The sequence below is a fragment of the Allostreptomyces psammosilenae genome (genome assembly GCF_013407765.1).
In the GTDB taxonomy this organism is placed as follows: domain Bacteria; phylum Actinomycetota; class Actinomycetes; order Streptomycetales; family Streptomycetaceae; genus Allostreptomyces; species Allostreptomyces psammosilenae.
The window spans coordinates 3,600,355-3,613,809 of sequence record NZ_JACBZD010000001.1; the positions used below are offsets into that span (position 1 = coordinate 3,600,355).

Sequence of the window (13,455 nt, forward strand, 5' to 3'; positions counted from 1 at the left end):
ACACTCCAAGGATCGATGCTCGAAGGCCCCCGAGGGCGGACAGTGTTGGCGCACGAGTCTCAACGTCCTCGGGGGACTTTGCCCTCCCCAGACTTATAGGGGGGATAAAGCCGACCTTAGAGGCGTGGATAGGATGGGTGCAATAGGGGGGCTAAAGTCATACTGATCGCGTCGACTCCGAGGAGCGTGACATGGATCTACAGACGCTGAGGGAAGCCAGCAAGATCACCGATCCTCTGGAGCGAGCACGCTTGCTGAGCCGGTTGATGACTGAGGAACAGGGCCTTGTGACCGAGGCGGCGAAGCTGCGACGTCAGGCCATCGCTGAAGCGCGTGAGGCCGGGATGACCCTCGAAGAGATTGCAGGGAGTCTCGGGGTGTCTCCCGGTCGGGTGTCGCAGATGCGTAAGGGGCCGACGGCGAAGGCTCCGACTGGACCGGCCTCGCGAGGCCCGCGTGTTCTTGTCCAGAGGGCCCTGCCGACCGAGCCGTCCGTACGAGGGTCGCGTTCGCTCTTTCTTGTTGAGGCTGAGAAGCAAGGGCTCCGGCCGGAGCGGCGGATGCTCTATGTGGGACTGGAGCCGGCCAGTGAGCATGTTGGCTCCTGCCTGCGCGTGGAAACCGGCACTGACATCGTGGCCCGACGCAAGCTCATGACCGCTGACGATGTGCCCGTTCGCATCGCCACCAGCTACTTCCGGGCCGACCTCTTCGGTGACACGCGCATCGCCGAACCGGAGTTCGTCACGCCGTCGCTCCAGTCGGCCATCGAGGCGTTGGGCTACCGCTTCGGTCACGCGGAGGAAGTTCTCACCGCCCGCCCGGCGACCACCTTCGAGGCCACGACCCTGGAACTCGACCCGGGTGAGTGGGTGGTGCAGGTCCTTCGGGCCAGTTACTCCACCGAGGACACGCCAGTGCACGTCCTGGAGACCATCTGCGCCGGCTCGCGCCATGTCTTCCCCATCGGGCAGGTCGCGGGAGCCGACGAGTTCTGAGAGGTGACATCCATGTGTGACCTGAGTACGAAGGTGTGGCGTAAGTCGAGCTACAGCACCGCTGGGGGCGACTGCGTGGAAGTCAATGCGGACGTGGACGGACGCGTCGGCGTCCGGGACAGTAAGGATCCGGCCGGGGGCGCGCTGCTCTTCGAACGATCCGAGATTGCCGCCTGGCTCGCCAGCATCAAGGCGGGCCGCTTTACCCCCTGACACGCGACGTGTGCACGACCCCAGCACCCCGGCGCACAGCCGTCCCCCTGTGCGCCGGGCCGTGTCGCTTGACCACCCGGACACGGTCAACGCCCCATCCCTCTGGAACCTCCGCGCCGGCTCGCGGTACGGCCCTCCACTCGCCTGCCGCCAGCAGAACGACGAGTTCTGAGTCTTGCGCGCCCCTCCTGATTCATCCGTCCGGCTGATCGGGGGCGAACCACTCTTTACGGCAGATTTCGCTCCTTACCGTTGGCCGTGTACCGCCCGTAGTGGGCCGTACGCGTCTGCCCAGGTGGTGAGGGGAACATGCCGTATCGAAAACCCAAGGTGACTGGGGAGTCCATCCCACGGCCACGACCTGCCGATGCGCCTGACAAGGCGTCATCCGGCCGTCCGGCCGCCAGTGCCGTGCTGGTCTACCTCGCCCTCGTGGTGGTGCCGGTGGTGCTGGTGGTGTTCGCGTTGCGGTTCGGGGCGGACCTGCTGCCGGACACCGCCACCCCCACCCCCGCCGAGGGCGGCCGGCCCGACCCCACGCCCGGCCGGCCCGAGGAGGAGACCGCTCCCGACCCCTACCGCAAGCTGCTGTTCGCGCTCCCGCTCGTCTACGCCGCCTGCCACGTCGTCGCCTGGCTCTGCCGGCGGATCGGCCAGCCGCCCGTCATCGGGGAGATCGTCGCCGGCATCCTGCTCGGCCCCTCCCTGCTCGGCTGGCTCTGGCCCACCGCCTTCGACTGGCTGTTCCCGCCCTACCTGCTCCCCGTGCTGAACGTCCTCGGCCAGCTCGGCCTGCTCGCCTTCATGTTCCTGGTCGGCCACGAACTGGACCTGGCGCACATCCGGGGCCGGGGCGCAGCGGCCCTGGCGATCAGTCACGTCAGCATCGCGCTGCCGCTGCTGTGCGGGGTGCTGCTCGCCTTCGGCATGTTCGGCACGTTCGCCCCCCACGGCGTGCCGTTCTTCGCCTTCGCGCTCTTCCTCGGCGTCTCGATGTCGATCACGGCCTTCCCCGTCCTCGCCCGGATCCTCACCGACCGCGGCCTGTACGACACCCCGCTCGGCGCCCTGGCCCTGACCTGCGCCGCCATCTGCGACGTCACCGCCTGGTGCCTGCTGGCCGTGGTCGTCGCCACCACCGACGGCGGCTCGCTCAGCCACGTGGCCTGGACGCTCGCCCTCTCCGTCGCCTTCACCGCGCTGATGCTGCTGGTGGTCCGCCCCGCCCTCGCCCGCCTGCTCGCCGCCAGGGCGCTGCCGGCCGGGGCCGTGCTGCCGGTGCTCTTCGGCGGGGCGGCGCTGTCCGCGCTGGCCACCGAGCTCATCGGGGTGCACGCCATCTTCGGCGCCTTCCTGTTCGGCGTGATCACCCCGCGCGGCACGGTCGAGGGCGGGCGCGCGGCCGGGCACCTCCAGGCGGTGACCGTGCCGCTCCTCCTCCCGCTGTTCTTCGTGCACATCGGGCTGCTCACCCGGTTCGAACTCCTCGGCGGGGACGCCGGGCTGTGGCTGTGGTGCCTGGCCGCGATCGCGGTGGCGACCGTCGGCAAGTGGGGCGGCACCACCGTTGTCGCCCGGACGCAGGGGCTCGGCCGGCGCGAGTCGCTGGCGCTCGGCTCGCTGATGAACTGCCGCGGGCTGACCGAGCTGATCGTGCTCGGCATCGGCCTGGAGCTGGGCGTGATCACCCCCACCCTGTTCACCATCCTGGTGATCACCGCCCTGGTGACGACGGCGCTGACCTCGCCCGCCCTGGCCGTGCTGGTGCGCACCCCCGGGGACACGGGGGCGGTGACGCCCCGGCCCCCGGCGGGTGCGGGGTGCCCCGCTCCCGGGAGCGAGCGGGAGCGGGGCACGCCGTAGGGGGGCGCCGGCCACTCCGGGGCGGCCACCCCCGCCGGCCGCCCCGCTCGGTGGCTACCCCGCCGGGGTGGCCGCCGGGGCGGGCTCCGCCCAGTGCAGCCCGTCGGCGGTGGCCACCAGGCCGCCGGGGATCAGCGGTGCGGTCTCGGCGCGGGTGGCCGCGGTGGAGGCGAAGCCCTCGATGACCCGTTCCTGCTCCCACATGCGGTTCAGGATGTGGTCCTCCGTGGGAGTGGTCCGCTGGCGCTGCCGGGGCGGCCGGGTGCTGTACTCGCCCTCCTCCCGCCAGGCGGTCGCGATGCTCCGCACCCGCTCGCCCACGGCGGTGGGATCCATGAAGGAGGTCTCCCCGGAGGAGGAACCGCCGACCAGCCGGACGAAGGACTGCAGCTCGTTCAGTTCGCAGCTGGCGGCCCGGCGCGCCTGCCAGAAGTACGACTCCTTGGTCTGGCCGACGTCGTAGAAGGCCATCAGGAACTCGTAGAAGACGCCGTACTCGCGCCGGTACCGGGCCTCGAACTCCCCGAAGCTGCGGTTCTCGTCGAGCCCCCCGCCCAGGCAGCTGTTGATGGAGCGGGCCGCCAGCAGGCCGCTGTAGGTGGCCAGGTGCACGCCGGAGGAGAACACCGGGTCGATGAAGCAGGCGGCGTCGCCGGTCAGCACGATCCCCGGGGCCCAGAACCGGGTGCCGCAGTAGGAGTAGTCCTTGCGCACCCGGACCGTGCCGTAGATGCCCTCGGTGACCCGCTCGGCGCCTTGGAGGTAATCCTTGATCAGCGGGCAGCGGTCGACGAAGGTGGCGAGCGCCTGTACCGGGGACGCCTGGATCTCCGCGGCCTTGCTGCGGTGCACCACGGCACCGACGCTGGTCAGCGTCTCGCTCAGCGGTATGTACCAGAACCAGCCGTCCTCGAAGGCGACGCAGAAGATGCTGCCGCTGTTCGGCTCGGGGAGCCGCTTGCCGCCCTCGAAGTAGCCGAAGACGGCGAGGTTCCGGAAGAACTGGGAGTACACCCGCTCCCCGCCCGCCTGCCGGTGCAGCCGGCTGCCGTTGCCGGAGGCGTCCACCACGTACCGGGCGCGCGCCTCGCGCTCCCGCCCCTCGTGCCGGTAGCGCAGCCCGACGACCCGCTCGCCTTCCCGCACCACCTCGGACGCCGTCGCCCGCTGGCGGACGGTGACGCCGGAGCGTGCGGCGTTGTCCAGCAGGATGGTGTCGAACTTCGCCCGTTCCACCTGGTAGGCGTAGGGGAACATGTCGGGGGTCTCGTCGAAGCTGAAGGACCACGGCTCCGGGCTGCTGCCCCAGCGGAACACCCCGCCGCGCTTGCGGACGAACCCGGCCGCGCGGATCTCCTCCGCCACGCCGAGGAGGCTCGCCAGGCCGTGCACCGTTCCCGGCAGCAGCGACTCGCCGATCTGGTATCGGGGGAAAGTCTCCTTCTCCAGGAGCAGGACCCGGTGTCCCTGCTTGGCGACGAGCGTGGAGACGGTGGACCCCGAGGGGCCGCCGCCCACCACCACGACGTCGAAGTCTTCGGAGGCGGCCATGGATACGCCTTTCTCTTTCCTGGGGAGCGTGAGCCTGGGTGTGATCAGCGCTGGAGAGCGATGGCGGTGTACTCCCCGCCAAGGGGCGTGGCCCCGACCGCCTGGAGGTCGGCCCGGGCCGCGAGGGCGGTGATCTCGTCGTAGGAGCGCTGCCGCCCGGCGAAGAGGACCAGCATCCACAGGTCCATCTGGGTCACGGATTCGGGATCCGCCTGGTCGGTGAGGCTCTCGACGATCAGCACCCGGCCGTTGTCCTCCATGGCGTCGGTGCACAGTCGGAGAACGCGCACGACGTCGTCGTCCGACCAGTTGTGTACGACGTTGCTGAGCAGGAAGACGTCGCCACTCACCGGAACGCCGTCGAAGAAGTCGTGTTCGATGATCTCGCAGCGCCCCAGCGCGCGGAGGGGCTCCAGCGTCCTGACGGCAATGGCGGTCGTGGGCCCGGTGTCGACGAGCGCCCCGGACAGGTGCGGGTGGTGATCCAGGATCCTCGCCAGGATCCGGCCACTGCCCCCTCCCACGTCGACGACACGGCGGGCGGACGCCCACGAGGCGTGCTCCGCCAGCGGGCCGACGAAGGGCGAGTGGTGGATGGCCATCTCCGCGTCGAAGGAGTCGAGAAGTTCGGGCTCGGCCGTGAGGTCCTCCCACAGGGTCCTGCCGAAGACCGCCGGATAGGTCGCCCGACCGGTGCGCACGGCCTGGAGCAGCTCCATGTAGGCGCGATCCTGCCGGGCCGCACAGCCGGTGAGGTCCTGGGACCGACGGAACCGCGACGGGTGGTCGTCCAGCAGCGGTTCGGCGGCCGTGGTCATGGCGAAGGTGTCTGGTTCCACCTCGCGGAACACCCCGCGGCAGGCGAGGAAGCGCAGTACCCGGCGCAGCGCGTCGGCGTCGGCGCCTGCGTCGCGGGCGAGGTCGGCGACGCGCGTGACGCCGGAGGCGATCCGGTCGGCCAGCCGCAGCGTGGCGGCGACCTGCATGACCTGGGAGACGCCGGCGTCCATGAACCAGCGGAAGAGCAGAGTGTCGGGGGCGGGGGAGGTGGGGCCGCTGGTGGCGCTCGTCGCCATGGGGTGAGCTCCTTACTTCGTCGTCGATCGGCCTGTCGGCCCGTCGACGATGGGGCGGTCGGCTGTCGGTCAGTCGACGCGGCGCAGTGAGACGACGGCGACCGAGAAGGCGCCGTCCGCGAGAGCCCGCCTCTCCCGCCGGATCACCCGGGACGCGGTCTCGAAGAGGGCGTCCCCCCACCGTTCGCGGACCGTGGCCTCGTTGGCGTTCAGTCGGCGCAGCCACTCGTCCTCGGTGCGGACGTAGTCGTCCCGGTGGGACTGGACGCTCAGCACCTCCCAGAACCCCTCCGCGCCGGCGAGGATCTCGGAGATCAGGGGCGCCTTGCCCTCGTAGTGCAGGTCGGTGAGCAACGCCTGCTCGCGGCGCTCGTGGTCGGCCGAGATCCGCGGGCTCGGGCGGGCGGAGAACATCGCCTCCAGGCCGAAGAAGGCGCCGGGCACGGTCCAGTCGTGGACCATGCCGAAGAACTCGCGGTACCGCCTCGAACGCTGACGCTCGTCCCCTGCCTCGCCCGCGATGTGCTCCACGAACTGGATGGAGACCGCGGCGTCGAACGGTTCCGTGGGCGTGAACCCGCGGTAGTCCACGCAGTCGACGCTGACGCCCGGCACGCCGCGGGCGCGGGTCTCCTCGCACTGCTCGGCGATCAGGTTGACGCCGTGCGCGGCGGCCACCCCCCGGGCCTGGACGAGGTGGTCCAGCATGCCGCCGAAGCCGGAGCCGATGTCGAGGACGCGCGTTCCGGGGCGTACGCGCGCGAGGTCGGCGATCCGGTGGAGTTTGTACTCCTGGGCCGCGTCGAGGTCGGCGGCCGGCCGGTGGGTGACCGGGTCCGTCCACAGACCGCAGCTCAGGGTGAGCCGGCGGTCCGTCCACAGTCGGAAGAACTCGCTGTCGACGGCGTAGAAGCCCTCCCAGAACCCGTCCGCCGCCGAATGGGTTTCGGGGGCGGTGGCGTGGCCGGATATCTGTCCTTCTTTCACTCCTGGAGGTTTCCCGGTCGTCAGCGGGAAATGCGGGACTCATCCGAACGAGTTACTAAGCCATATCACTTCACGATGCGGTGATATGGCTGTACGACCAATCGGTGTGCTGGGTGGGAGGTGTCGTTCTCGCCGTGGCGGCACACAATTCCTGGTAGGGAATGACGGAGGGAGAGGCATCGTGTCGACGGTCATGAGCGTCGCGGAGCGGGAGGAGTTCCTCGCCGGGGTGCACGTCGGGGTCCTCGGTGTCGTGGCGGCGTCCGGGGCCGACGTGCTCGCGGTCCCGGTGTGGTACCGCTACGAGCCCGGCGGGGACGTGGTGCTGGTGACCGGGCGGGACTCGCTGAAGGCGCGGCTGATCCGGGCCGCCGGCCGGTTCAGCCTGTGCGCCCAGGAGGAGTCCGAGCCCTACCGGTACGTCAGCGTGCAGGGCCCGGCGGTGGTCGAGGACGACGGCGGGAACCTGGAGGAGCACCGGGCGCTGGCCCACCGGTACCTGCCGCCGCCGGCCGCGGAGGCGTACCTCGCGGGCACCGACTTCGACCTCAGCCAGACGGTGACCATCCGCATGCGGCCGGAGCGCTGGTACAGCGCGGACTTCTCCAAGCAGGCCGGCTGAGCCGCCGTGCCACGCGGTCCACGCGGACCGGCCGCCACCCACCAGAGTCGGCGGGTGGCGGCCGTGCGGGCTCAGCCGGCGGCGCCGGTCGGGCGCTCCAGGTAGCCGCTGGTGAAGAAGTACTCCAGGTAGCGGTCCAACAGGGCGGAGTCGACCGGCGGGCAGTCCAGCCCGCTGCCGGCCAGGTCGGCCTCCACGTTCTCCCGCCCCAGCCGGGGGAAGATCCCGTCCAGGTACATCTCCTTGACCGAGATGTCGGTCTTGTTGCCGCGGTCCACGCAGAGCGAGACGAACGGAGCGGTCGGGCTGGTGGGGTTCTCCGCCACGTGCCGCACCAGCTCGCCGACCCACTCGCGGTAGGGCAGCGTCGCGATGCGGTAGCCGGCGGCCCGCATCCGCTCCACCATGTCCGCGAGCATGGCCGGCCGCGGATTGGTCAGGTGGTACACCCGCCGGTCGGCCGGCCGGCGGGTCGCCAGGTGCACGACGGCGGCGGCGACGTGGTCGACCGGCACGAAGTCCATCGGCAGCGGGATGTCCGGCGCCAGCCCGGTCTCCGCGATCGTGCGGAACAGCGAGCAGATGGCCGTCTCGGTGTTGCAGGCGCCGTGCCGCCGGTCCCCGGTGATCTCGTACGGCCGGTGGATCGCCACCGGCAGCCCCTGGTCGGCCGCCCGCTGGAGCACCCGCTCGGCGACCCACTTGCTCTCCGCGTAACCCATGGTGAGCCGGTCGGCGTGGGCGAGCGGGAGGTCCTCGGGCACGTCCCGCACGCCGGCGGTGCCGAAGCCGGCGACCACCGCGATGGTGGACAGGAAGTGCACCGGCACCCGGCGCGGCGCGGCCAGCCGGATGATCTCCCGGGTGCCGTCCACGTTGGCCGGGCGCAGCGCGGCGTAGGGGTACAGGAAGTTGACCTGGGCGGCGGAGTGCACGACCAGGTCGAGGGTGCCGGCGAGGGCGTCGGCGTGGTCGGGGGCGAGGGCGAGCCGGGGGGCGGCGAGGTCGGCGGGGAAGCAGTCGAGGCGGGCGTCGTCCGCCGGCGCTTCGAGGCCGTAGCGGGCCAGCGCGGCGAGCACGCGGCGGCGGGCGTGGCGGGCGTCCCGGGCGCGCACGGGGCAGTGCACCCGGGCGTCGGTCTCCCGGAGCAGCCGGTCGAGCAGGAAGGCGCCGACGAACCCGGAGGCGCCGGTCAGCAGGGCGTGAGCGGGCGCCCAGGGGCGCGGCGCTGGCCCGGTGGCCGGGGGGAGGTCGAAGCCCAGCAGGGTCTCGCGCTCCCAGTCGGTCTCGGCGGGCTGCCGCGGGACGGCTCCGGCGGGCCGCCGCGCGGTCGCCGCGGCAGACGGTGGCGCGGCGGTCTCCACGCCGGCCGGCGGCGCGGCGGCGGTGGCGGCCGTGGCGGGGCCGACGGCGGAGGCGTCCGCGGGCGGTGCGGGGGCGTCGCGCAGGGCGCGGACGGCGGCGGTGTATCCGTCCAGGGTGGGGGTGCGCAGCAGGGCGCGGACCAGGGTGCTGCCGTGCGCGGCGTCGATCTCCAGCTCGGTGAGGGTGCGGGTGACCACCTCGGCGGCGAGCAGGGAGTCGCCGCCGATGGCGAAGAAGTCGCTGGTGGGGGCGGGGGAGACCCGCAGCACGAGGTCCCAGATGGCGGCGAGGCGGGCCCGCAGAGCGTCCGGGGTGCCGGGCGGGGGCGCCGCCGGTGTGCCGCCGGGCGCGCCGGCCTGGGCCGGGACGTGGGGGCGGGGCGGGGTGCCGGCGAGCCGTTCGGCGAGGCGTCGGCGGTCGACCTTGCCGGCGCTGGTGACCGGGAACTCGGGCAGTTCCACCAGCCGCGCCGGTATGGCGGGGGCGGGCAGCCAGGTGGCGAGCCGCTGGCGGACCTCCTCGACGGGGACGGGGCCCAGGCCGGGGGCGGGCGTGACGTAGCCGACCAGGGTGCGGTGCCCCGGTCCGGTGTCCGGGTCGCTCCCCGCACCCCGCGGGTCGTCCTCCCCGCCGTCGGGCCCGGGGGCCGCGGCCACCTCCACGACGGCCTCGCCGACGCACGGGTCGGCCCGCAGCAGCGCCTCCACCTCGTCGAGTTCGATGCGGTGGCCGCGGAGCTTGACCTGCCGGTCCAGCCGGCCGCGGTACTCCAGTTCGCCGTCCGCGCGCCACAGCACCCGGTCGCCGGTGCGGTACAGCCGTTCCCTGGGGGCGATCCGGGGGCGCTGGACGAAGCGGTCGGCGGTCAGCTCCGGGTCCCCGAGGTAGCCGATGGCCAGGCCGTCGCCGCCGACCAGGAGTTCGCCCTCCTCGCCGATGTCGGTCGCGGTGCCGTCCGGGTGGACGACGTAGGCGGTGGAGTGCGGGATCGGCCGGCCGATCGGCACGCTGACCGCGTCCGCCGGCAGTTCGTCGACGACGTGGGCGGTGGAGACCACCGAGTTCTCGGTGGGGCCGTAGAAGTTGACGATGGTGGTGTCGGGGCAGGCGGCGCGGACGACGCGGGTGAGGTGGGCGTCCATGGCCTCGCCGCCGGCGGAGACGAAGCGCAGCCCGCGCAGGGCGGCCGGGCGGGTGCGGGCGACGTGGTGGAAGACGCTGGTGGTGAGGTAGGCGACGGTGACGCCCTCGGCCTCCAGCAGGGCGTGCAGGGCGGGCGGGGAGAGCAGTTCCTCGCGGTCCGCGATGACCAGCCGGGCCCCGCCGAGCAGCGCGGACCAGATCTCGATGGTGGAGGCGTCGGAGGACAGGCCGTAGGCGTGCAGCACCCGGTCGTCGGGGGTCGGGCGGGAGCCGCCGGTGTCGCCGGTGGCGAGCCGGACGATGCCGCGGTGCGGCAGGGCGACCGGCTTGGGGCGCCCGCTGGAGCCGGAGGTGAACATGACGTAGGCGCAGTCGGTGGCCGCCGTCCGGACCGGCCGCGGCGGTGGGGGTGAAGGTGGCGGTGACGTCGGCGGCGGCGCGCCGCGGTGGGGCCCTGGCCGGTCGGGCCCGGCCGCCGTGACGTCCGGCAGGGCCGCCAGCTCCACCCGGGTGGCCAGCCGCCGGATGCGGCAGGCGCTGCCCGGCAGGATCACCGCCACCCGGACGTCGGCGTCCTCGGCCATGGCGCGCAGCCGGGCCGGCGGGTGGCTGTCGTCCAGCGGGACGTAGGCCGCGCCGGCCTTGAGGATGCCGAGGAAGGCGATCAGGGCGTCCAGCGAGCGGCTGCCGCACACTCCCACCATCGCTCCCCGCTCCACCCCGGCGGCGCGCAGGCGGGCGGCCAGCGCGTCCGAGCGGGCGCTGAGTTCGCCGTAGCTGAGGTCGCGCCGGCGATGGCGGGCGGCGACGGCGGACGGCCGGGCCGCGGCCTGCTCCTCGAAGAGTTCCGGCAGGCACCGGTCGCGCGGATAGCGGGGACGGCGGGACGCCTTTCCCGGTCCCGGGGTGGCGGCGCGGTCCGGATTCGCGTTGGTGGTGGCGGAGGGGGAGTGCGGGCAGGGGCGATGGGGTGTCATGTGCGTGTTCTCCTGCGCTCACGGCGCCGTGGAACTTCTCGTCGGCCCGTGCCCCTCGATCTCGCCACGGATCGGTGGGGCCGGCCGGGCTTTTCCGCCGATGGCGGTGAAGTCCGCGATGCGGTGCGTTTGTCGGACTCTCCCTCGAATGGCGGTACCGCAAACCGCGACTCGCCGTCGGCCGGGTGAATTTAGGCGACCGTTTACGGTCCGAACTGCCTATTTTCGTACCGCCGTGGAATTCGTGGTCCGCCGTTTCGCCGTCGCCTTTCCGGGAGTGTCCGCGCCGGGGCGCGCGGGGTGGGAAGGCCCCCGCGCGCGGCGCGGAACCGCGGTGCGCGCCGGGCGCGGGGCACGGCGGCGTGCTGGGATGGGGGGCGGCGCGGCCGGCCGTCCGGGGCGGCCGCGCCGCGAGACGGAGGGAGCCTGCGCATGCGCGTCCTCGTCATCGGCGGGACGAAGTACATCGGCCGCCGGATCACCGAGGAGCTCGTCCGCCGGGGCGACGAGGTGATGGTGGTCCACCGCGGAGGGAGCGAACCCGAGGACTGGGTGGGCGTCCGTCACCTGCACACCGACCGGGCCCGGTTCGCCGAGGCGGCCGGCGACGTCGCCGCGTTCGCCCCCGAGGGCGTGGTGGACACCTACGCGCTCACCGCGGCCGACGCCGAGGCGGTCCTGCCCCACCTGCCCGCCGGCGCGGCGCTGGTCGTGCTCTCCAGCATGGACGTCTACCGGGCGTTCGAGACGCTCCACGAGGGCCGGGGCGGCGAACCCCTGCCGCTCACCGAGGACTCCGCGCTGCGCGTCGGGCGCTACCCCTACCGGGGCAGGGACCTGGGCCGGGACCTCGACCTGGAGCACTACGAGAAGATCGACGTCGAGGAGCGGTACCTGGCGCGCGGCGCCACCGTGCTGCGGCTGCCCATGGTGTACGGCGAGCACGACGGGCAGCGGCGCGAGGAGTTCGTGCTGCGCCGGGTCCGCGCCGGCCGGACCCGGATCCCGATCGGCGCGGCCAACTGGCTGTGGACCCGGGTCTACGTCGGGGACGTCGCCACCGCCGTGGCCGCGGCGCTGCGCGAACCCGCGGCGCGCGGAGGGGTGTTCAACATCGGCGAGCCGGTCACCGGGACGTTCCGCGACTGGATCGAGGCGATCCTGGACGCCGCCGGGCACCGGGCGGAACTGGTCACCGTGCCGGAGGAGGCGTTGCCGCCGGACCTGGCGCCCACCGGAGCGGTCGCCCAGCACCTGCTGGTCTCCAGCGAGCGGGCGCGCCGGGTGCTGGGGTGGACGGCCGGCGATCCTGGCGGGAACATCCGCCGGTCGGTGCGCTGGCACCTCGACCACCCGCCGCCGGCGCAGGCCCCGACCGGGCCGGCGGCCGCCGAGCGGCCCGCCGACCCCTTCGCGGCGGACGACCGCGCCCTCGCCCTGGCCGACGCCGGGCGAGCCGGGGCGGCCGGAACAGCCGGAACAGTGGGAGCGGGCGGCGGGGAAGAGGGGTGAGCGCACGCCCGGCCGGTGCGGCCGGGCGTCACTCCACGGCGCCCCGGTCGGCCCGGCCGGCCCGCCCAGGTGCCCGACCGGGCGCGGTCAGGCGTGCTTGAACTGCCGGGCCTGCTCGGTGGGCCGGGCGTGGCCCTCCGGGTGCCCGGAGCTGCCCGCGAAGAGGATCTCGGCGAGGTCCTCGTCCAGCGAGCCGCGGATCTTGTCGGCCAGATGGCCCTGGGTGGCCTCGGTGACGACCTCGATCACGCAGCGGGCCTCGTGCACCGCCTTGGGGAAGTCGGCGCCGGCCCGGTGGGCGACGCGCTCGAAGAACTCGTGGCGGCTCATCCGGATGCCGGTCCCCGGTTCGTCGGCCGCGTGCGTCACCCGCCGCAGGTGCTCGCCGATCTCGTGTGGCAGCTGGGCGGCGAGGTTCTCCGCCAGCGGTGCCGGGATGCGTTCGGCCAGCGTCTCCAGGCTGGCCCGGGTGGCGGTCTCCGCGGCGCCGCGGCTGTCGAGTCGGGCCCGCGCCTGGACCTGTCCGATGAACGTGTCGTGCTGCATGGCTCATCCCTCCTCACGTCACCCCAACCGGGTAACCCATGGCAGGGGGATAAAACCGGGTGGAGCCGGCGTTCCGGCCGGGGTGTCCGGGCAGCGGGACGGCCGCGCGGGCCGTCCGTGCGGGCGCGCGCGGGCCGGCCGGGCGCCGGCCGGCGGGCGCGTTTCGGCACCGGGCCCCCGGGTAGCCAGCGCGGGGATCCGAACGGCTCGCGACAGCCCAGACGGAGGCCACCATGGGTTTCACCGGAATCGACCGCCTACGAGCCGTGCTCGACGACGTGGACTTCCCCCTCTCCAAGCAGCGACTCGTGGAGCACGCCGAGCGCAAGGGGGCCGACGAGGACGTGCTGGGCGCGATCAGGGCCCTGCCGCTCGCCGACTACGACAACGTCGACGAGGTGGTGCGCTCGGTGCCCCGCCAGGAGGCCGCCGAGGAGGGGCAGACGGAGTCCCAGCGCCACGCGCGGGGGCAGCACGGGCACCCCGGCGTGGCCCAGCACCTGCGCGACGCCGGCGGGCCGTCCACCATGGCCGAGACGGTCGAGCAGGCCAAGCGGGAGAACCCGCCGCGGCCCACCTGAGACCGCCGGGCCCGTCCGCCG

Annotated in this window: 11 protein-coding genes; 6 read left to right on the forward strand and 5 right to left on the reverse strand. The window is 73.3% G+C overall.

What is annotated here, in order from left to right; translation table 11 throughout:
- Nucleotides 1–191: 191 nt before the first annotated feature.
- From FHU37_RS14910 to FHU37_RS14920, 3 genes are all read left to right on the forward strand, one after another.
- Nucleotides 192–998, forward strand: coding sequence for a UTRA domain-containing protein (locus tag FHU37_RS14910; RefSeq protein WP_179814658.1), 807 nt, complete (start codon nucleotides 192–194; stop codon nucleotides 996–998).
- Between the two features lie 12 nt (nucleotides 999–1,010).
- The gene (locus FHU37_RS14915; RefSeq protein ID WP_179814659.1) at nucleotides 1,011–1,211 is read left to right on the forward strand and encodes a DUF397 domain-containing protein; all 201 of its coding nucleotides are present in this window, start codon (nucleotides 1,011–1,013) and stop codon (nucleotides 1,209–1,211) included.
- Between the two features lie 411 nt (nucleotides 1,212–1,622).
- Nucleotides 1,623–3,074, forward strand: a complete 1,452-nt coding sequence (locus tag FHU37_RS14920; RefSeq protein ID WP_312892614.1) for a cation:proton antiporter — start codon at nucleotides 1,623–1,625, stop codon at nucleotides 3,072–3,074.
- Between the two features lie 54 nt (nucleotides 3,075–3,128).
- On the opposite strand, the gene FHU37_RS14925 is transcribed toward FHU37_RS14920, so the two are convergent.
- From FHU37_RS14925 to FHU37_RS14935, 3 genes are all read right to left on the reverse strand, one after another.
- Nucleotides 3,129–4,625, reverse strand: coding sequence for a tryptophan 7-halogenase (locus FHU37_RS14925; RefSeq protein WP_179814661.1), 1,497 nt, complete (start codon nucleotides 4,623–4,625; stop codon nucleotides 3,129–3,131).
- A 44-nt stretch (nucleotides 4,626–4,669) separates the two neighbouring features.
- Complete coding sequence (locus FHU37_RS14930) at nucleotides 4,670–5,701, reverse strand: methyltransferase (RefSeq protein ID WP_179814662.1); 1,032 nt, start codon at nucleotides 5,699–5,701, stop codon at nucleotides 4,670–4,672.
- Between the two features lie 69 nt (nucleotides 5,702–5,770).
- Nucleotides 5,771–6,688 (reverse strand): SAM-dependent methyltransferase, encoded by a 918-nt coding sequence (locus tag FHU37_RS14935; RefSeq protein ID WP_179814663.1) that lies wholly within the window; start codon nucleotides 6,686–6,688, stop codon nucleotides 5,771–5,773.
- A 181-nt stretch (nucleotides 6,689–6,869) separates the two neighbouring features.
- On the opposite strand from FHU37_RS14935, the gene FHU37_RS14940 reads away from it, so the two are divergent.
- Nucleotides 6,870–7,310: a pyridoxamine 5'-phosphate oxidase family protein gene (locus tag FHU37_RS14940; RefSeq protein ID WP_312892616.1), complete on the forward strand. Its 441-nt coding sequence runs from the start codon at nucleotides 6,870–6,872 to the stop codon at nucleotides 7,308–7,310.
- Between the two features lie 71 nt (nucleotides 7,311–7,381).
- Here the strand turns inward: FHU37_RS14940 and FHU37_RS14945 are convergent, their stop codons facing one another.
- Nucleotides 7,382–10,795, reverse strand: coding sequence for a non-ribosomal peptide synthetase (locus FHU37_RS14945; protein ID WP_179814664.1), 3,414 nt, complete (start codon nucleotides 10,793–10,795; stop codon nucleotides 7,382–7,384).
- A gap of 432 nt (nucleotides 10,796–11,227) precedes the next feature.
- Here FHU37_RS14945 and FHU37_RS14950 point away from each other — a divergent pair, with 432 nt between their 5' ends.
- A complete protein-coding gene (locus FHU37_RS14950; protein WP_179814665.1) occupies nucleotides 11,228–12,307 on the forward strand; it encodes an NAD-dependent epimerase/dehydratase family protein in 1,080 nt (359 codons plus the stop codon).
- A gap of 87 nt (nucleotides 12,308–12,394) precedes the next feature.
- Here the strand turns inward: FHU37_RS14950 and FHU37_RS14955 are convergent, their stop codons facing one another.
- Nucleotides 12,395–12,853: a DUF2267 domain-containing protein gene (locus tag FHU37_RS14955; protein WP_179814666.1), complete on the reverse strand. Its 459-nt coding sequence runs from the start codon at nucleotides 12,851–12,853 to the stop codon at nucleotides 12,395–12,397.
- Nucleotides 12,854–13,086: 233 nt separating this feature from the next.
- Here FHU37_RS14955 and FHU37_RS14960 point away from each other — a divergent pair, with 233 nt between their 5' ends.
- Nucleotides 13,087–13,434, forward strand: coding sequence for a DUF2795 domain-containing protein (locus FHU37_RS14960; protein WP_179814667.1), 348 nt, complete (start codon nucleotides 13,087–13,089; stop codon nucleotides 13,432–13,434).
- Nucleotides 13,435–13,455 lie beyond the last annotated feature (21 nt).